The sequence below is a fragment of the Staphylococcus xylosus genome (genome assembly GCF_002732165.1).
In the GTDB taxonomy this organism is placed as follows: Bacteria; Bacillota; Bacilli; order Staphylococcales; family Staphylococcaceae; genus Staphylococcus; species Staphylococcus xylosus.
Genome location: NZ_MRZO01000003.1, coordinates 83647 through 104230 on the forward strand (window position 1 = coordinate 83647; position 20584 = coordinate 104230).

General features: G+C 33.2%; 19 protein-coding genes and 1 riboswitch. Of the genes, 13 read left to right on the forward strand and 6 right to left on the reverse strand.

Annotation, left to right across the window (positions count from 1 at the left end; all coding sequences use genetic code 11):
* Positions 1-540: 540 nt before the first annotated feature.
* The 3 genes from argF (at position 541) to nagB (ending at position 4208) form a co-directional block, all read left to right on the forward strand.
* Positions 541-1572, forward strand: a complete 1032-nt coding sequence (argF, locus tag BTM19_RS05520; RefSeq protein WP_038679207.1) for an ornithine carbamoyltransferase — start codon at positions 541-543, stop codon at positions 1570-1572.
* Positions 1573-1872: 300 nt separating this feature from the next.
* Positions 1873-3411, forward strand: coding sequence for a glucose-specific PTS transporter subunit IIBC (gene ptsG, locus BTM19_RS05525; protein WP_029378105.1), 1539 nt, complete (start codon positions 1873-1875; stop codon positions 3409-3411).
* Positions 3412-3470: 59 nt separating this feature from the next.
* Entirely contained in the window at positions 3471-4208 is a 738-nt protein-coding gene (nagB, locus tag BTM19_RS05530; RefSeq protein WP_029378106.1) for a glucosamine-6-phosphate deaminase, read from the forward strand.
* A 350-nt stretch (positions 4209-4558) separates the two neighbouring features.
* Here nagB and BTM19_RS05535 read toward each other — a convergent pair whose 3' ends face one another.
* From BTM19_RS05535 to BTM19_RS05545, 3 genes are read right to left on the reverse strand one after another with little or no spacing between them, the layout of a single operon-like run.
* Positions 4559-5773: a NupC/NupG family nucleoside CNT transporter gene (locus BTM19_RS05535; RefSeq protein WP_038679205.1), complete on the reverse strand. Its 1215-nt coding sequence runs from the start codon at positions 5771-5773 to the stop codon at positions 4559-4561.
* A gap of 9 nt (positions 5774-5782) precedes the next feature.
* A complete protein-coding gene (locus tag BTM19_RS05540) occupies positions 5783-6694 on the reverse strand; it encodes a pseudouridine-5'-phosphate glycosidase (RefSeq protein ID WP_037557157.1) in 912 nt (303 codons plus the stop codon).
* Positions 6678-7787 (reverse strand): carbohydrate kinase, encoded by a 1110-nt coding sequence (locus tag BTM19_RS05545; RefSeq protein WP_029378109.1) that lies wholly within the window; start codon positions 7785-7787, stop codon positions 6678-6680. The genes BTM19_RS05540 and BTM19_RS05545 overlap by 17 nt, the downstream gene beginning before the upstream one ends.
* Positions 7788-8266: 479 nt before the next feature.
* Here BTM19_RS05545 and BTM19_RS05550 point away from each other — a divergent pair, with 479 nt between their 5' ends.
* The 7 genes from BTM19_RS05550 to BTM19_RS05580 all read left to right on the forward strand — a co-directional run bounded on the left by BTM19_RS05550 (position 8267) and on the right by BTM19_RS05580 (position 14792).
* Positions 8267-9067, forward strand: coding sequence for an amino acid ABC transporter substrate-binding protein (locus BTM19_RS05550; protein ID WP_029378110.1), 801 nt, complete (start codon positions 8267-8269; stop codon positions 9065-9067).
* Entirely contained in the window at positions 9051-9770 is a 720-nt protein-coding gene (locus tag BTM19_RS05555; protein ID WP_029378111.1) for an amino acid ABC transporter permease, read from the forward strand. The genes BTM19_RS05550 and BTM19_RS05555 overlap by 17 nt, the downstream gene beginning before the upstream one ends.
* Entirely contained in the window at positions 9767-10498 is a 732-nt protein-coding gene (locus tag BTM19_RS05560; protein ID WP_029378112.1) for an amino acid ABC transporter ATP-binding protein, read from the forward strand. The genes BTM19_RS05555 and BTM19_RS05560 overlap by 4 nt, the downstream gene beginning before the upstream one ends.
* A gap of 227 nt (positions 10499-10725) precedes the next feature.
* Positions 10726-12669 carry a BglG family transcription antiterminator gene (locus BTM19_RS05565; RefSeq protein ID WP_029378113.1) on the forward strand — a complete coding sequence of 648 codons (1944 nt, stop codon included), beginning with the start codon at positions 10726-10728 and terminating at the stop codon, positions 12667-12669.
* A gap of 13 nt (positions 12670-12682) precedes the next feature.
* Complete coding sequence (locus BTM19_RS05570) at positions 12683-13123, forward strand: PTS sugar transporter subunit IIA (protein ID WP_029378114.1); 441 nt, start codon at positions 12683-12685, stop codon at positions 13121-13123.
* Positions 13124-13128: 5 nt separating this feature from the next.
* Complete coding sequence (locus BTM19_RS05575) at positions 13129-13413, forward strand: PTS sugar transporter subunit IIB (RefSeq protein ID WP_029378115.1); 285 nt, start codon at positions 13129-13131, stop codon at positions 13411-13413.
* Positions 13414-13436: 23 nt separating this feature from the next.
* Complete coding sequence (locus BTM19_RS05580) at positions 13437-14792, forward strand: PTS ascorbate transporter subunit IIC (RefSeq protein ID WP_029378116.1); 1356 nt, start codon at positions 13437-13439, stop codon at positions 14790-14792.
* A 243-nt stretch (positions 14793-15035) separates the two neighbouring features.
* On the opposite strand, the gene BTM19_RS05585 is transcribed toward BTM19_RS05580, so the two are convergent.
* The 3 genes from BTM19_RS05585 to panE all read right to left on the reverse strand — a co-directional run bounded on the left by BTM19_RS05585 (position 15036) and on the right by panE (position 17490).
* The gene (locus tag BTM19_RS05585) at positions 15036-15542 is read right to left on the reverse strand and encodes a cupin domain-containing protein (protein ID WP_029378117.1); all 507 of its coding nucleotides are present in this window, start codon (positions 15540-15542) and stop codon (positions 15036-15038) included.
* 61 nt (positions 15543-15603) lie between these two features.
* A complete protein-coding gene (locus BTM19_RS05590; RefSeq protein WP_029378118.1) occupies positions 15604-16422 on the reverse strand; it encodes a thioesterase family protein in 819 nt (272 codons plus the stop codon).
* 150 nt (positions 16423-16572) lie between these two features.
* Positions 16573-17490: a 2-dehydropantoate 2-reductase gene (gene panE, locus BTM19_RS05595; protein ID WP_029378119.1), complete on the reverse strand. Its 918-nt coding sequence runs from the start codon at positions 17488-17490 to the stop codon at positions 16573-16575.
* A gap of 199 nt (positions 17491-17689) precedes the next feature.
* Between panE and BTM19_RS05600 the strand changes: the two genes are divergently transcribed.
* From BTM19_RS05600 to BTM19_RS05610, 3 genes are all read left to right on the forward strand, one after another.
* Complete coding sequence (locus BTM19_RS05600; protein ID WP_029378120.1) at positions 17690-18445, forward strand: CPBP family intramembrane glutamic endopeptidase; 756 nt, start codon at positions 17690-17692, stop codon at positions 18443-18445.
* 144 nt (positions 18446-18589) lie between these two features.
* A riboswitch (SAM riboswitch) is annotated at positions 18590-18695 on the forward strand.
* Between the two features lie 88 nt (positions 18696-18783).
* A complete protein-coding gene (locus tag BTM19_RS05605) occupies positions 18784-19602 on the forward strand; it encodes a MetQ/NlpA family ABC transporter substrate-binding protein (protein WP_029378121.1) in 819 nt (272 codons plus the stop codon).
* Positions 19603-19645: 43 nt separating this feature from the next.
* Positions 19646-20578 carry a lactate/malate family dehydrogenase gene (locus tag BTM19_RS05610; RefSeq protein ID WP_038679204.1) on the forward strand — a complete coding sequence of 311 codons (933 nt, stop codon included), beginning with the start codon at positions 19646-19648 and terminating at the stop codon, positions 20576-20578.
* Positions 20579-20584 lie beyond the last annotated feature (6 nt).

The window sequence follows — 20584 nt, forward strand, 5'->3', positions numbered from 1 at the left end:
AGTATATAATTTGAAAATAAGTACACGGCATAAAGCCTATTAAGCTATGGTGGGATAGCTTAATAGGCTTTTAATAAATCGACGTTTAATGACTGGTTACTATATTCATTTTTAAAATTTAATGTGATTATGAGGTTTTTGGGGTGGAACAACAATGTACTTGTTTATTTTTCCTGAAAACCGCCAGAAACAAAATGAGCAGCGATTTGTTTTATAAGAGCTAAGATTTCTTTAAACATCACAATTCACCTCCATCAATTAACTTATTACAATATAAAGATACTATAAAGAAAATAATAAATGTTTTGTAACGCATAAATAAAAATTTTAACTTCATAAGTGTTTATTGTCAGATATTTTAATTGCTTAAATGACATAAAATTACGCTTATGTGTAGAAATACTCAGAAATAGCGTTTTTAAGGTCGTTGAATTATAAGATAATTCAATAATATACACTATAAGGTATATTTATACTTGATTTTATTTAAAATTACAGTTATTATGTATATAAATCTTATAAAAATATTGGAGTGATGGAATTGGGGCGTACACAACAGCACTAAACAAATTACAAACATTTAAGGGTAAACATTTTTTAAAAACATGCGATTTTTCCGCTGATGAGTTGCACACTTTAATTGATTTTACTGGTGAATTAAAAGAAAAGAAAAAGCGTAATATCCCGCATCCTTATTTAAAAGGTAAAAATTTAGCATTTTTATTTGAAAAGCCGTCTACAAGAACTCGTTCAGCTTTCAGTGTTGCTGCTTATGATTTAGGTGCATATCCTGAATATTTTGGGCAAGGAGATATTCATTTAGGCGTTAAAGAATCTGCAGAAGATACTGCAAAAGTATTGGGTAGAATGTATGATGGTATTGAATTTAGAGGACATCACCAAAAAGACGTAGAAGCACTTGCTACAAGTGCTGGCGTACCAGTGTGGAATGGCTTAACTAACGAGTGGCACCCAACGCAAATGATTGCAGATTTCTTCACATTAAAAGAGAACTGGGGCACTTTAAAAGGTAAGACGTTAACTTATGTAGGCGATGCTAGAAATAATGTAGCACATGATTTGCTAATTACTGGGGCAATTTTAGGTGTTAACGTTCATATTGCTGCACCAAAATCTTTACAACCCAATAAAGATATTCAATTATTGGCTCAAAAATATGCTGCTGATTCGCAAAGTGATATTTTGATTACTGATGATATTCAACAAGCGATATATCAAACTGATGCAATTTATACAGATGTTTGGTTCTCTATGGGTGAAGATGAAGGGTTATTAGAATCTCGCATCAATCAATTGTTGCCATACCAGGTAAATGAAACTATGCTAATGAATACGATGAATCCAGATGTTATCGTGCTACATTGTCTACCAGCATTTCATGATGTGAACACAGAAGTAGGTCAAAAAATATATGAAACATATGGTCTGACTGAAATGGAAATTGCAGACGATGTATTCAGAGGAAAACATGCTGTTATTTTTGATCAATCAGAAAATAGATTACATTCAATTAAAGCAATAATGGCCGTTACATTAGGTGACATCTTTTAAATAATTATCTTCAAAAGATTAGGTCAAAAATATTTTTCTAATTAATGTTTTTACCTATCACTAGTATATTAACATTTACTGCAGAAATTATGACAAGATGACTTTCGATACTGTTAGTCACTACCAATATATTATTCGAGGCTGAGACATTTATAGATGTCTCAGCCTCTTTTTTGTAGATTTATATGTTAATCAAAAGAAAAATGAATCCTTTTTTGAAAATAATTTTCATTATTAATATAAATATTGATTATAATTTTCTGTAATTGTATATTTAATGTAATTAGGAGGTTAGCTATTATGAGTAAATTGTTTGAAAGAGCACAACAATTTGGGAAATCATTTATGTTACCCATAGCAATTTTGCCGGCAGCAGGCTTATTACTAGGAATCGGTGGTGCATTAAGTAATCCGAATACAGTTAAAGCTTATCCAGTATTAGATATTAATTTATTACAGAATATTTTTATTTTAATGTCATCTGCTGGAAATATCATTTTTCAAAACTTACCAGTTATCTTTGCTGTAGGCGTAGCTATAGGATTGGCGAAGAGTGATAAAGGTACTGCCGGATTAGCGGCAATGCTTGGATTTTTAATCATGAATGCGTCTATGAACGGATTGTTAACTATAACTGGAACATTAGCAAAAGACAACTTAGCAGAAGTAGGACAAAGCATGGTACTAGGTATTCAAACTGTAGAAACAGGGGTGTTTGGTGGGATTGTCACTGGTATAATGACAGCGCTTTTACACAATAAGTTTTATAAGATATCGCTGCCTGACTACCTTGGTTTCTTTGGTGGTTCACGTTTTGTACCGATTATTACAGCAATTGCATCCATTGTATTGGGTGTCATTATGTTTTTTGTTTGGCCAACAGTACAAGGATGGATCTTTGGTGTCGGTGGATTAGTAGATAAAACAGGGGTAATTGGTACGTTTTTCTTTGGCTTTATCTTGAGATTGTTAGGTCCTTTTGGATTGCATCATATTTTCTACTTACCATTTTGGCAAACAGCTTTGGGAGGATCGTTAGAAGTTAAAGGACATATGGTTCAAGGAACGCAAAATATTTTCTTTGCACAATTAGGGGACCCTGACGTTACAAAGTACTTTTCAGGTGTTTCACGATATATGTCGGGTAGGTTTATTACCATGATGTTTGGGCTTTGTGGCGCAGCATTAGCGATTTACCATACGGCTAAACCAGAACGTAAAAAAGTTGTAGGAGGATTGATGCTCTCTGCGGCTTTAACATCGTTTTTAACAGGTATTACAGAACCATTAGAGTTTAGTTTTTTATTTGTTGCTCCCATATTATATGTGATTCATGCGTTTTTAGACGGCCTAGCATTTATGATGGCAGATATTTTTAATATAACTGTAGGCCAAACCTTTAGTGGAGGATTTATAGACTTTTTATTATTTGGTGTGCTTCAAGGAAATTCTAAAACAAATTTCTTGTGGGTAATCCCAGTTGGTATCATCTGGTTTATGATGTACTATGTTATTTTTAGATTCTTGATAACGAAGTTCAATTTCAAAACGCCTGGTCGTGAAGATGAAACGGCAACTGAAACTGTAGAAGTAACGGATCGTGCTAAGACAATAATTCAAGCACTTGGCGGTAAAGAAAATATAGACGTAGTTGATTGCTGTGCTACTCGTTTGAGAGTGACGTTAAACAGCGATAAAGAAGTAGATAAAGCTATGTTGACAGCCACGCAAGCTAGAGGAGTTATTCAAAAAGGGAATGGCGTTCAAATTATATATGGTCCTCATGTTACTACGATAAAAAATGAGGTTGAGGTGCTTTTAGAAAATGAAAAATTATAATATAACGTTTGAAAAGATATGAGGCGATATTAACGATTGAAGAAAGATAGGGTGAAAAGATGAATGTTATAAATTTGAAAAATCAAACTATAGCCAGTCAATATTTAGCAACTGAGTTGTTAAAACAACTTAAGACTAAACCTGATACAGTTTTAGGTTTGGCTACAGGTAGTACAATGATAAACGTGTATAAATATCTATCAGAATTATTGAATATTAATCAAATTGATTTATCACGTGTGGTTACATTTAATTTAGACGAGTATATTGGTTTAGCACCAGACCATAAACAGAGCTATCATGTGTATATGAACGAACATTTATTTAAACATAATGATTCGTGGCAAGAAGGTAATATACATTTACCAATGGGAAATGCAAAAGATGTTGTACAAGAAGCTAGGGCTTACGAACAACTTTTATGTGATATAGGCCCAGTAGATATTCAAATATTAGGGATTGGTGAAAATGGACATATTGGGTTTAATGAGCCATATACATCTTTTGAAAGTGTGACGAACGTAGTCGATTTGACACCCTCAACAATTAATGCGAATAGCAAATACTTTGAAACAATTGAAAATGTACCTAAACAAGCAATATCGATGGGACTTTCATCTATTATGCGAGCGAAGCGAATTATTTTGTTAGCATTAGGTGAACATAAGAAGGAGGCAATCAAACAGCTCTTAGAAGGTGATATATCCGAATCGTTACCTGCCAGTATATTGAGACAACATGCTAATGTAGAAGTGATCGTGGATGATGAAATATTCCAATTGAATAAATATCACTAAATTATAATCATAATATTATGACGTAACTTGTGAACAGTAATTATATTAGTGGTTGAAATGAGGTTAATGGCGCAGTGCAGAAGTCTAAAGAAATTATTTTAGATTTCGGTACTGCGCTTTTATATTTATAAAAATATTGTTTCAAGAAATAACAATTATACAATTTTAAAAGGGGTGTATTGTGATGGTAAATGTGAATAAAGAACGCATGAAAACATAAAGAACTACTATTTTCACTAATGAAAATTAGTAGTTCTTATACGTGAGCAAAGCTTAGGTAAGCCAATTAACGATCTATTCCCATATTTCAGGGTCAACGATGTGTGAAAGTATTTGAACAATAATTCGTATTATAATACTAAACCAATCATAGATGCTGAAATGATTGAAGCTAAGGTAGAACCAATCAATAAACGCATAGCAAATGAAGCTACTTTATTCCCCTGTTCGGTACTAAATCCTTTTATTGATCCAACAATAATGCCAACTGTACCAAAGTTAGCGAAACTAACAAGATATACTGAGATAATACCTTGGGTACGATGTGAAAGCGTATCGGCTAATTTTTGGAAATCTAGCATAGCAACGAATTCGTTAGTAATCAATTTTGTAGCCATAATTGAACCTGCTTGAACTGCTTCATGCCAAGGAATTCCGATAATAAAAGCAATTGGTGCAAAGATGAAACCAATTAATTGTCTGAAGTCTAACCCGACTAAGTTGAATAATACAGTGATAGCTTCCATCAGTGAAATGAATGCTAGTAGCATAATAGCGACACTAACAGCAATTTTAAACCCATCTGTAGCACTATCACCAATCATTTGGAAGAAAGGTACTTTTTTAGGTTTTGTAGTATTGTTCTCATGCACACTATGATTAGCCGTTAAATTTGATATTTCAACATCTTTATCATCGGATTTATACGGATTAATTACACTAGCAATAATTAATGCACTGAAAATATTAAGCATCACTGCGGTAACAACAAATTTAGGCTCGAGCATTTGCATGTAGGATCCTAACATCGCCATACTCACTGCACTCATACCAGAAGTAGTTATTGTATATAATTTAGCTTTAGATAGTTTCGGTATCATTTCTTTAATAGTTAAGTAAACTTCTGGCTGACCTAACATAGATGTAGAAATAGCAAAATAACTTTCTAAACGTCCCATACCAGTCAGTTTATTGATGACGATACCAATATATTTAATAATAAATGGAAGTATTTTAAAATAATTCAATACACCTATTAATACCGAGATAAATACTAAAGGAAGTAATACAGTAATAAAAAATGTAGAAGCTCCCTTATTTTGCAAACCACCGAATACAAAACCAATACCAGCTTTACTAATATCTAATAAAGACTCAAAAAATGAGCCGAGTGTTGTTAGTGTCGTTAAACCAATAGTTGTATTCATCATAAATATTACGATAATTACTTGAATGACTAACATGGTTAAAGGCTTTTTAAAATCAATGGATTTTCTATCATAACTAAAAATAAAAGAAAGTATTAATGCAAATAGAATACCGGTAATGCAAAATAGAATGGACATTTAAATCACCTACAATTGAGTGAAAGCAACAGCGATTTTAGCTCCTAGAACTGCATTGTTTTCAACAAGTTTTATATTTGTTTCTAAACTTTTACCTTCAGACTTTTCGACAATTTTTCCAAGTAAAAATGGTGTGGAATCCTTTCCGCTAATCCCTTTTTCCTCTGCTTCCTTTACAGCATCTGTGATAATGCGATCAATATAGGATTTAGATAGCGCATGTGCTTTTGGTACAGGGTTAGCAATGACGATACCGCCATTTAAAGATAAATCATTTTTAGCTTTGCAAATTTGAGCGATAGCCTCAGGAGAGTCGGCTGAACTGTTTAATTTAATACCACTTTCGGGTGTGAAAAAGGCAGGAAGTTCTTCGGTTTGATAACCAATAACAGGTACACCCTTTGTCTCAAGGTATTCAAGTGTTTTTGGTAAGTCTAAGATGGATTTTGCTCCTGCACAGATAACAGTTACATTAGTTTGTCCTAATTCTTCTAAATCGGCTGAAATATCCATAGTTTGTTCAACACCTCTATGTACGCCACCAATTCCTCCAGTAACAAAGAATTGAATACCTGCCAATTCAGCACAAATCATTGTAGAGGCAACTGTTGTTGCACCGATACGTTTAGTAGCAATAATCTCTGCTAAATCTCGACGTGATACTTTGGCAACATCGTCATGTTTAGCTAGTAATGTTAGTTCTTCAGTTTCTAAACCTATTTTAATTTTCCCGTTAATTAAGGCAACGGTTGCAGGGATTGCGCCATTATTTCTAATTATTTGTTCAACATTTTTAGCCATCTCAACATTTTGTGGATAGGGCATGCCATGTGAAATAATAGTCGATTCTAAAGCCACTATAGGTTTATTACTATCTTTGGCTTGTTGTACTTCTTGTGAAAATTCAATGTATTGTTTCATCTTTATATTCCTCCAAATCTCTAAATATTTGTTTTTTATCTAAATTTTGACGAACAGTATAATTCGTTTCTATCGTTTTCCTCGCATTTATCATGCCAGCATTTAGTATGTCAACTATACCTAGACCATTCAGCCAACTGAAGACCACTGCACTAGAAAATGAATCACCTGCTCCTGTCACATCTACAACCTCTTTTGAACTAAGAACGGGTTTAATGATTTCTGTTTTTTTATCTTTATAGATAAGTTCTTGAACTCCGTTTGTGATGATCACTTTAGAGACGCCAGCATCTATCCATTTTTGTGCAGCTTTTTTCATATCATTTATGTTTTGGATTTCCATATTGAAATAAGTTTCTGTTTCATCTCGATTAATAATAAGCCAGTCTATTGCATGTAATGAATCAGGCATATGCTTCATCTTGGGTGATGATACAGGTATAATTACTAGTTTGATGTTGTGCTTCTCAGAATATGCGCACAGAAAATCAATTGCAGGTTTACTTAAATTTAAATCTGCGACAATACATTTGGCTTTAACTAGTAAATGTGTTCGCTTAATTAAAAATTCGGGCGTGATATAGTCGTATACTTCCATATCAGCTAAGCCGTATTGCATATTACCATCATTGTCTATGAGTGCAGTGTAAGAACCTGTGTTTGCATTTTCTATTTGTTGCACGTGATCTAGGTTCATGAAAGGGCTTGATAATTTATGTATCATGTCCCACTCACTGTCATTACCACTGGTAGATAAAAATGCTACGGTTTCACCCATTCGACCAAGATTTTCTGCAATATTTCTAGCTACACCACCTACAGAACGTGTAGAAGTTACAGGATTGGAAGTTTCTAGTTGCAATGTATGATGGACATAAAACTTTCTGTCTAAGTTAGCAGCACCGATACATACAATAGGATAATTTTCGTTTAAAACATAAGCTTTACCTAAGACGTATTCTTTGCGTATTAATCCTGAAATAATATTAGCTACTGCGGGTCTTGATAAACCAATTGATAATGCTAATTCTTGTTGAGAAATAAATGGATTGTCTTGTATGCGTTTCAAAACCTCTCTTTCATTACTATTCATTGATGAGACCTCCTTTTGATAAAATCTAAACAATTGTTTGAAAATAAACTTTTGTTTGAATTCAAGCGAATCTTAGCATGTAATTTTACATTTGTATACGCTTACAAATTAATGTTGCGAAAATTGTGACAATTATAATAGGGATCTGTCACACATTTGAAATAAGTTTAAACATTGATATATGAAGGTTTTAATGGTGATTGTATTTTTATAAAATAATCCTATTATTTTAATTTTTGAAAATTATTTTCAAACGCAATCGATGTCTACTTTTGGGGAGTATAATTGAAACTGAACTGACTTTATCGATATCAAATATTAAACACTAAATGAAGAGAGTTCTATAAAATTGTAAAAAATTAAAATTATCTGAAATTAAAAAAAATATTATCTTATCGATGAAAATCTATTGACTAAATAGTGGGATAGGACTAAACTGATTTTAATCCGATAAGAATAATATGAATAGAGGGCGAGAAATGAAAAAATTATTAATGGTATTGGTTACTTTAATTGTGGCAGTGGGACTAGCAGCATGTGGTAATGACTCTTCAAGCAAAAAAGATAGCGATAGTAAAAGCAAAACAGCTAGTGAGGATAAAACATTTGTCGTAGGAACAGAAGGAACTTATGCACCTTTTTCGTTTCACGATAAGAATGATAAATTAACTGGCTATGATATAGATGTAGTGAAAGCAGTAGCTAAAGAAATGGATTATAAAGTTAAATTTAAAGAAACTCAATGGGATTCAATGTTTGCAGGATTAGATTCAGGCAGATTTAATGTTGTAGCTAACCAAGTTGGTATTAACGATGAACGTAAAGAAAAATATAAATTCTCTGAACCTTACACTTATTCACAAGGTGTATTAGTAGTAAATAAAGATAATACAGATATCAAATCATTTGATGATGTTAAAGGTAAGAAATTAGCACAAACATTTACTTCAAACTATGGTAAATTAGCAAAATCTAAAGGTGCAGAACTTACAAAAGTTGATGGCTTCAACCAAGCGATGGATTTATTACAATCAAATCGAGTAGAGGGTACGTTTAACGATAATATCTCTTACTTAGATTATAAAAAACAAAAACCTAACGCTAAGGTAAAAGCGATTGAAGGTAATGCTGAAAAGAGTCAATCTGCTTTAACTTTCAGTAAGAAAGAAGACGACAAAACAATTAAAGAAGTTAATAAAGCAATGAAAAAATTAAAAGATAATGGTGAATTAGCAAAAATAAGCGAAAAATGGTTTGGTGAAGATGTTTCTAAACCTTAATTCAGAACAACAACATGCATTAGATGCAGCCGGACAAGCATTTATGCCAATGCTTGAAGGATTGGTGAAATTTTCAATTCCTATCACATTAGTAACTTTTGTATTAGGATTGGTTATAGCACTTGTAGCTGCATTAATGCGTATATCAACAAGCCGTATTCTCAGAGGGATTGCACGTTTTTATATTTCAATCATTAGAGGAACACCGATGATTGTACAATTATTCATTATCTTTTATGGTATCCCTGAACTCGGCAGACTATTAACTAACAACTCAGAAAATCAATGGACGTTAGCACCAGTAATAGCTGCAATTATTGGTCTATCTTTAAATGTAGGCGCATATGCTTCTGAAATTATTCGTGGAGGCATCATGTCTATTCCAAAAGGCCAGACAGAAGCAGCGTATTCAATTGGTATGAATTACCGTCAAACGATTCAACGTATCATACTACCACAAGCAATAAGAGTTTCTGTGCCTGCGCTAGGTAATACGTTCCTAAGTTTAATTAAAGATACGTCGTTACTCGGTTTTATACTTGTTGCTGAAATGTTTAGAAAAGCACAAGAAGTTGCGTCGACGACTTATGAATATTTAACAATTTATCTACTCGTTGCACTTATGTACTGGGTTGTATGTTTTATTATTTCAATCGTCCAGAACTTTTACGAATCTTATCTTGAAAGAGGGTATCGTTCATGATTGAATTGCAAAATATAAAGAAAACATTTAATGATAAAAAAGTGATTAAAGGTATTGATTTAAAAGTTGATCAAGGAGAAGTAGTTACCTTTATTGGACGTTCAGGTTCTGGTAAAACGACTCTGTTACGAATGATCAACGCACTAGAATTACCGACAGAAGGCGCTGTTTACGTCAATAGTGAAACTTATGACAATAAAGATAAAAAATCACAAATTAAAGTACGTAGGCAGTCGGGGATGGTTTTTCAAAGTTATAATCTCTTTCCGCATAAAACGGCATTAGAAAATGTCATGGAAGGACTAATTACTGTTAAGAAAATGAAAAAGGCTGAGGCGCAACAACAAGCGCTAGTGCTTTTAGAGAAAGTAGACTTAACAGCTGTAAAAGACCAAAGGCCTAATGCGTTATCTGGTGGACAACAACAACGTGTAGCGATTGCGAGAGCTTTGGCGATGAACCCAAAAGTTATGCTCTTTGATGAACCTACCTCTGCATTAGATCCAGAGCTAGTAAACGATGTATTACGTGTAATTAAAGACCTAGCAAATGAAGGAATGACTATGATTATAGTTACGCATGAGATGCGTTTTGCGAAGGAAGTTTCAAATAAAATTGTGTTTATTCATGATGGTGTTATTGGGGAGTCAGGTGCACCTGAACAAATTTTTAATCACCCACAAACAACAGAGTTGCAACGCTTTTTGAATATGCTTAGAGAAGCGTAAAATAAATAATGTTTGAATGAGACGGAAGCTAAATAGCTGAAGTCTCATTTTTTATTTTTTAAAAGTAATTATTATAAAATGTATCGACCATACAAATGTCACTATATAATTTATTAACAGAAGATAATTTTTTTGATGTGCAACTTTTCGTATTAGTAAGCGAAGAAGATTACACATCTACAAGCGTAAGAAAGCGATTACAATATAAATGTAAGGAGGTTGCTAATATGTTAAGCAAGAGGCAGTATCATATTTTGACGTTCATTATTGAACGAGAGACTTTTGTGCAAATTCATAATTTAGCAACACATTTCAATGTTTCAGAGAGAACCATTCAATATGATCTTGAATACATTGAAGATATGGCGAGTAAATTAGCTTTAACGATTCAAAGAAACAAATATGATGGTATTAAAATCACGACATCATCAGAACAACTAAAGGCTGTAGAACCTCAATATTTGTCAACGTCTATACATTATTCCAAAGACGAACGGTTGTTGTATATTACTTTAAAGCTCTTTGAATCTACAACCCCAACTGCTTCACAAGTACTGGCAACCATGGTTTCAGTGACTCGACGTACGATAGTGGAAGATTTAAAACGTGTACAGCAATGGCTCGAGGAACACGATTTACAGTTGAAATATGAGAAGAATAAAGGGTTCTTAATTAAGGGCGATGAAAATGCCTATCGTAAGGCATATGCAGAAATGGTTCATGAATATTTTCAAACACATACGCACCAAATGGGCCATCATTTATTCTCAAATCATGAATTAGAACAAATTCGCTTAAGTGTAGCTTCGGTGTTGATTGATGCAAATTATCAACTCGTACAGAGTGCAATTGATGGATTGATTTACCACATTTTAATTGCGATTCATCGGGCGAATGAGGATTTTATTTTTGAGATTCCGGATAAAGAATATAAAAAGTTACAGAAGACAGAACAATTTCAAATAGCCTTAAAAATTAAAGCGCAATTAGAACAGATTTTTAAGCTTCATTTTCCAAAAAGTGAAGCTGCTTTTATTACTTTACATCTGCTAGGCGCAAAGACTTCAGAAGTAAATCAGTATCATCGTGAAATAGACGATTTGGATATTTTAACGGAACAACTGATTGAGCGAATGAGTGGAGACTTGGGATTAGATTTAATGTCAGATAGTAAATTGTTATACGGTTTGGTTGTTCATTTAAGACCAGCAATTCATAGGCTGAAATTTGATATGACACATGACAATCCTTTGAAAGAAGAAATTATCTTGCAATACAAGCAACTGATGGAAGGTATAAAAAAGCATATATGGGGCATTGAAGAAACTTATAATATTGAGTTTGATAATAATGAACTAACTTATATAACCTTGCATTTTGCCTCAGCAATTGAGCGTATTTCGACTGTGACAACAAATAAAATTAAAGTTGTATTGTTATGTGGTTCTGGGGTAGGCACTTCACAACTATTAAAAAGTAGAATCGGTCACATTTATCCAGAACTCGAGGTAGTTGATGCTTATTCTATATATGAAATAGATGACAGTATGCTAAAGCATGAAGGGGTTGATTACATTATATCTACAGTCCCTTTCAATCAAGTAACAGTACCTGTGATTAGAGTTTCACCATTTTTAGATAAGAATGATCGTATCCAATTAAATGAAATTATTAATCACTCTAGAGAACAATACATTGATGATTTACGTGGTATTGGTCCTACTCTAGAACAGGTGTTACCACAATCCAGAATATTAACGCAGCAACCAGTACTTGCACGTGATGATGCGATTAAACAAGCTGTATCCACGCTAGAAAAAGATGGCGTAGTGGACAAAGCATATGCGACTGATATCATCCAACAATTGGATACGTTTGGTCCTTATATGGTCATTAGTCCTCATATCGCATTGATTCATGCAAAGCATGATCATGTACAACAACCAGTGGGCTTTAGTTTGATCCAATATGAAAATGGTGTTCATTTTTCACATGATCAATATGACCCGGTGTATATAGTCATTACTTTAGCTACAGCACAACCTCAAATCCATCTAAATGCGTTGCGGCAACTAAGTACACTAATTATGGATGAAGCAGCAAGAGAGGCTGTGTTTTCAGGAGATATAACAGCTATTATGGAACATATTAAGCATGTAAGCCAACTGTAAGGAGAGGATATAGATGAGTTTGGAAATACTGTCTGCAGATAAGATACAAATATTAGATAAAGTAGAAACATGGGAACAAGCAATAACAATAGCTGCAAATCCCTTACTTACACAAGATTATTTTGCACCAAGTTATGTTACAGCAATGATTGACAGTGTGAAAGAATTAGGACCTTATATCGTAATTGCACCAGAAATTGCAATTGCTCATGCAAGGCCTAATGATGATGTGAAACACATTGGTTTAAGTTTATTAAAATTAAATGAACATATTAATTTTTCTGAAGAAGGACACTTTGCATCACTTATATTTGTACTTAGTGCTATAGATAATGATGGCCATTTGGCAATTTTAAGAAATTTAGCAACTAAATTAGGTGATCAAGATATAGTAAATCAATTATTAGCAGCTCAAGAAGTCAATGAAATAGTAAATATATTTAAAGGAGAATGATGAAAATGAAAATTTTAGTAGTTTGTGGTCACGGTCTAGGAAGTAGTTTTATGGTGGAAATGAATGCGCAAGAAGCGTTGGAAAATATAAATGCGTCATCCGATATTAAAGTGGAACACAGTGATGTGATGAGTGCTAGCCCTGATATGGCTGATTTATTTATTTGTGGTAGAGACTTAGAGGAAAATACTAAAAATCTAGGCGACGTCATTGTATTAGATAACATTTTAGATAAAGAAGAATTACAACAAAAATTAAAGGATAAATTAAGTGAATTGAATATCTTATAAATAAAATTTAAGGGGGCAGTAAAATGAAACCAATACTTGATTTTATTGTTGATGTATTGAGTCAACCTGCGATATTAGTTGCATTAATTGCTTTTATAGGGTTGATTATGCAGAAGAAATCGGCGACAGATATTACATCTGGAACAATTAAAACAATTCTCGGATTTTTAGTGTTAAGCGCAGGTGCAAATGTGGTAACACAATCACTCGAACCATTTGGGAAAATATTTCAACATGCATTTGGTGTACAAGGTGTAGTACCAAATAATGAAGCGATTATATCAATTGCATTAGAACAATATGGTACAACTGCAGCACTAATAATGGTATTCGGTATGATTGTAAATATTATTATTGCGCGTATTACTAACTTAAAATATATCTTTTTAACTGGTCATCATACCTTTTATATGGCAGCATTTTTAGCAATATTATTATCTGTAGGCAATATTACCGGTACATTAACGGTAATTGTCGGAGCGATTATCTTAGGATTGATAATGGCGATATTACCGGCATTGGCACATCCTACGATGAAACAAATTACTGGTAATAACCAAGTTGCTCTAGGTCATTTTGGGACAATAAGTTATTGGGCAGCAGGAGAAGTTGGGAAACTATTTAAAGGTAAATCAAAGTCTACAGAAGAAATTAATTTTCCGAAAGGTTTAAGCTTTTTAAGAGAAAGTACGATTAGTATTTCTTTAACAATGACATTATTGTATTTTGTTGCAGCATTATTTGCGGGACCAACTTATGTACATAGTGAGATTAGCAATGGGCAAAACTTTATTGTATTTTCACTAATACAAGGTGTGACTTTTGCAGCAGGTGTATTTATTATATTAACGGGCGTACGTTTAATTTTAGCTGAAATAGTACCAGCATTTAAAGGTATTTCAGAGAAATTGGTACCGAATACAAAGCCAGCTTTAGACTGTCCGATTGTCTTCCCGTATGCACAAAACGCTGTGTTAATAGGATTCTTTGTTAGCTTTATAGTGGGAGTAATTGGCATGTTTATCTTGTTCTTATTTGGTGGCGTCGTGATACTTCCAGGTGTTGTTGCGCACTTCTTCTTAGGTGCAACTGCAGGTGTCTTTGGTAATGCAAGAGGCGGTATTAAAGGTGCAGTTGCAGGGTCTGCTTTAAATGGATTATTGATTACGTTCTTGCCATTACTGTTTTTACCTTTCTTAGGAGAATTAGGTGGCGCAGCGACGACATTCTCCGATACAGACTTCTTAGTTGTAGGTATTGTATTTGGAAATATCGCGAAATTCCTTGGTCTAATTGGCATCATAATTCTAATTTTAGTAGTTGCAGTTTTGGCTATCATTTTACAAAAACGTACAAATGAAAAAGAAGCAAAAGAATAGTAGTAGAAATTATAATAAAATAGTATATATTTTAAGGTGAGTGGGACAAAAAGCTAATTTGTTTGGAAAGGTTTTACCTTCCGCGTTAGCTATGCAATATAATGATAACAGTTGAGACAATTAATGAACTGTACCCATCCTAATAGGCTACTAATTAGCACAACCTAATAGCCCGTTTCATAGTATAGATGTGAAACGGGCTATTTTTTTATGTTATTTGATTAGTAATATAAAACTATGATGCTAGTTCCAATGCTTCTTCAATGGTCCATGACTACCATATATTGGGTCTGAATTAGGTATGGAGACATTTTCAATATTATATAAATTTTGAGGACGCTCGCTTGCTTTACCAACACAAATATCATATGACTGACTATGGGGATAGGCGCCCATGACTGTAAAGTCACTACTTTGACTTAACAGTTTGTGACCAGTACCAGCTGGTAATATTAAAGCATCACCCTTTGTAATCTTAATAGGAGTACCACTTCTACCTCCTAGCATTAATTGAGCGGTTCCATTGATTACCAATAAGACTTCATGTGAATTACTGTGATAATGATGATAAGGGAAAATACCGCCTTCCCAAGTGTTACCCCACTGATTTGTGGATAATATATGACTTAAATCATCAGTCTCTGAAAATACGTTTTGATAAACTAAAACAACTAAATAAGGGTTGTTAGGTATTTGCCCATCATCATCAAAATTTAATGTGTTAATTGTAATTTCTTGTGGTTGTTTCAAGTTTAAACACCTCTTTGTTTTTAACAGTATTAATTATAGTTGTATCATAGAAGTGTAAAATTTATTCTTTGTAATATACAAACTGACTTGTAGTTGCAAGTAAATCACCATCATGACTCCATATTTCTCCTGTTTGATCGAAGAAACCATTAAAAAATTTAAGCGCACGTGTATGTCCAAGTAGCGGCTGGCTTCCATTGTTCTTTAAAGTCTTAGAATTAGCATGAAAGTATATAGTGAGTGATACTGTCCCGATAGGAACGAACGCTTTACGGCGTACATAGATACGTGGAAAGAATGCATCGCATATAGACGCAAGAGATAAAAAATCTAAATCTCTATTAGGTTTGTCTTTGATCCATTGTAACGTTACAGAATCTGGTTGCTCGGTAGGATTCATTGCTAGTGGCGCACCTTTAATCATTCTGATGTCATAGTTTTGTGCCCATGGAGGCGCACTTTCTAATGCTGTAAGTGTTACTTTGTCTGCAGGTGGAACATCAGGAAAGGACAGTTCAGTTGATGACCATGTATCTCGGCGTTTAGCAGTAACTGCTGTTCCAGTAATAACGGTTTTATCATTCTGTTTTAGCTCTATATACCAGTGTTGCGTTGAACGATTCGTTCTCGATGGATAGGCAATTATACTGAAAATTGCTTCTTGTATAGGAGCAGCATAGTTTATTGTTAGAGAGATAGGCTCTCCTAAAATTTCATCATGTTCTAAAACTGCGCGTAATAATGTGGATGCTATAACACCACCGAATGGCCCAATCATATTCCCATAGGCGCTAGAAGTATGTCCTGAATATACACCTGGTTTCTGGTGTGTAAGTTGAGTTGCTAAATCAAATGGATGCTGTGGTTGATTAGATTGCATAACGAACGCCTCCGTTTTTTAATAAGTTATTCAAATAGTTTAAATAAAATACTTATAGTATGTTGATATTAAAAAAATCAAAAATTTAGGAGGTGCACAGTAAGTAAAGTTAAAAACTCGCTTCTGTCACCCTCCTATATGTGTAGAGGTTTACTGTAGCATTTCTTTATATACGCTATGATTTTGATAAACACTAGTAAGCAGTGGTGCTTCTAAATTGTAATGTGCTGCTAATTGTAATAAATAACCTTGTAAATGGTCGGTTTCAATATTGAGTCCCTTTTCCATATCACGTTGCATGGAAGTTTTGAAATGATAAGATAATTGATTTAGGGATTGCATGTATTTAGAAACAATTTGATCAGATATGGGTGCATTGTGTTTACGCATAATAGTAGCAGCCTCATTGTATAAGGACTTAATAAATTCTGTACCACCTTCACTATCACGAATAGGTCCGATAGGTGCATGCATAAGTGTTGTTACGCCCGATAATACGGTGATCATTAAGTATTTATGCCACATACCTTGTTCGACATTTCTGTTGAGGATAAATTCAGCTTTTGTTCCTGAAAATGCTTGTTCAATATATTTAGCACGATTACTTTCAGTACCGTCTAACTCCCCAAAAAAGAGTTTATCAAATTGACTGGTTTGGATAATCTCTCCAGTACTGTCAAGCGTTGTTTCTATAATGCAATAACCACCCATGATTTTATTTTTTCCAAAAGCGTTTTGTAATTTTGGAACGTGTGCAACGCCATTAAGTAGTGGAATAATTGAAGTGTTATGATCTATAAATGGTTTTAAATCTTCAATAGCATGCTCTAAGTGATAAGACTTTGAGGATAATAGTACGATATCAAAAGGTTCGACACGATCATCTTTTGTGATGAGTTGTGGATTAAAATGATAATCGCCTTTTTCGCTATGAATGGCTAAACCATTTCTCTCTAAATATGATTTACGTTTGGGCCGAACTAAAAATGTAACATGCTTGCCAGCCTCAGCTAAGCGACCACCAAAATAACCACCAATTCCGCCAGCACCTAGTACTAATATGCGCATCTACAACAGCTCCTTAAAATATGTATAGTATATTTAATCTCTATATACCACTTTTCATTTCTTTCTACGCATTGAAAATTAAAATTCTTAGCTTTAATGTCTATCTATACTATCTATTTATATTATTGTAAAATGTTTAAAGTAAATAAAAATTGTACAATGTAAAAGTATGTTGTATATGAATTTTTAGGAGGATACAATGACATTTAAAAATGAAAAGAAATATCGATGGAAGGATATTAACGGGAAAGATTTTTTTCTACCAATCATTTATTTAGCTAGTAATTTTATATTATCAATTATAATTTTAGTTATATTATGGGCAATTAATATAAGTTTAGGTGATAGGTACTTTAATGATGGAATTGATTCGTCGAGTTCCATTGCTTTGTTAATGGAAATTGCTGTATTTATATTTATCATGCTTATTTGGATATTGTTTCATAAAAATAGTTATAAAGTTGAATGGAAAAGTGGATTCAATAATATTAAAAAATACTGGAAACTTATTGTTGTTACATTTATTGTTATGTTTATATTTAAATTAATTTTTCCTGTATTAGTTGATGCGTTTGCACCTGAACAATGGAAGTTTGAAGAAACACAAAATGACTTATTGGTTCAACAAATGTTTAGTACACCATTCTCAACGGTGCTTGCGTTCTTTTCTATTGTAATTATTGCACCGGTTACTGAAGAATTTCTCTTCCGACACTTGGTAATTGGGGAATTAGGAAAGAAACTGAATTTTATAGTGATGTCAGTAATATCTGTATGTGTTTTTGCATCTCTACACGTAACAGAAGCGCAATCGCCATTAGAAATTGTTATGTATCTCGTTATCGCTATGGGGATTGTATTTATTTATTTAAAAACACAACGCAGTTTAGCTACTGCTATAGCATTGCATGCATTAAATAATTTTATTGCATATGTAGCAATGGTTCTTCTGTAAATATAAATAGCTTTAAGAGATTGTTTTGTTTCACATGGAACAGAATTGATTTAATAGACGTATTATTTAGAATTTTCTAAAATTTCGTTGACTAAACATGAGCATAATGCTAGGATAAAAACAATGCAACTACATATTGATTTACTCTTATCAAGAGAGGTGGAGGGACGTGCCCTATGAAACCCAGCAACCATCGTTATACGAAATGGTGCTAATTCACAAAAAGTTATCTAACTTTTAGAGATGAGAGAAGGTTTATACTTTCTCTTATAAAATTAAGAGAAAGTATTTTTTTATTTAGTTTGAAATTTAAAAATTCATGAGGAGTGAAATAAATTATGAGGAGATTAATTGTTTTAGGCTCATTATTAATACTAACCATCGTGCTAGCGGCATGTGGCAATTCAAATGGTAAAGATACGGACAAAAAAATAACAATTGCAGCTTCACCAGCTCCACACGGTGAAGTATTGAAACATGCGAAAGAAGAAATGAAAAAACAAGGATATGATTTAGAAGTTAAAACAGTAAATGATTATAAAGTACCTAATAAACTATTAGATAAAGGTGATGTAGATGCCAATTTCTTCCAGCATACGCCATACTTAAAAGCAGAAAAGAAAGATCACAATTATGATATAGAAGAAGTTGGTAAAGTATTTACTACACCTATGGGTGTTTATAGTAAAAAATATAAAGATATTAAAGATATTCCAAAAGGTTCAACAATATACGTTTCTAACAATCCAGCTGAAGAGGGTAGATTCTTATCATTCTTTGTAGATAAAGGATTAATAAAGATTAAAAAAGGTGTTAGTATAGAAGACGCAAAATTTGAAGACATTGTAGAAAATAAAAAAGATTTGAAGTTTAATAATAAACAAGGGGCAGAATTCTTACCTAAGACATATGAAAGTAAGGAAGGTGCTGCAGTTATTATGAATTCAAACTATGCGCTAGATAATGGGTTAACGCCACATAAAGATGCTATCATTAGTGAAACTGAGTCATCACCGTTTGCGAATATCGTTGCTGTGAAAAAAGGACATAAAGATGACGAAAAGTATCAAGCACTTATAAAAGTACTACAATCTAAAGACATGAAGGAATTCATTAAGAAAGAATATGGTAAAGATGTAATTCCGTATGAAAAATAAATGATTATGAACACATATCAGTAATGAAAAAGGGGTGTAGTGTATGTCTAAACTAGGCATTGTTGGCTTAGGAAGAGTAGGTAGTCAAGTTTTAACAGATGTACAATATTTGAATTTATTTTCAGAGATTGTTTTGGTTGATAATAAAGATGAAATTGCAAGTGGAGAAGCTCTTGATCATAATCATTCACAAGGATTATTTAATACTGCACATATCAAGATTAAAGCTGGAGATTATCAAGATTTAGCAGATGCTGATTTTATTGTGGTTGCTGCGAGTGTACCAACAGATAAAAATGATGGCGATCGTACATTATTAGCACAAGGCAATCATGACATTATAAAAAATATTATGAGTCAAGTTTCTAAAGTAACGCAAGATGCAATCATTATTTTGATTTCTAACCCCGTGGATTCGATGGTATATTTTGCTAATCAAGTAGATTATCCATCAAATAAAATAATTGGAACAGGAACAGCTTTAGAAAGTTCAAGGTTCAGGACAATTATCGCTCATCATTACCACATCGATCCAAAAAATGTTGAGGCATTTGTTATTGGAGAACATGGAGAACATGCAATACCTGTATGGAGTAAAGTTCGTATTCATGGTATGCCCCTAACAGAATATGAAGCGTTAAGCAATAGTCCAGAAATTGATAAAGCGCATATAACATCTATTATTAATGAGGTATCTATGGATGTCTTTTATCAAAAAGGTTGGACTAATGCTGCTATCTCAAGAGTTACAACCTCATTGATACAAACGATTGCGCTGGGTCAACGTACTATTATTCCACTGACTTCAATCAGTAAAGAATATGACTTAACGGATGGTGCATTTAGTTTACCTACGTTAGTTGATTGCTCTGGTATAGTTCAGAGATTTGAAATAACGCTAGATGAACATGAATTACAACAGCTTAAGGAAGCTTACGAGTATATTAAAGAGACTATCCGCACATCTGAAAAATAAAATAAA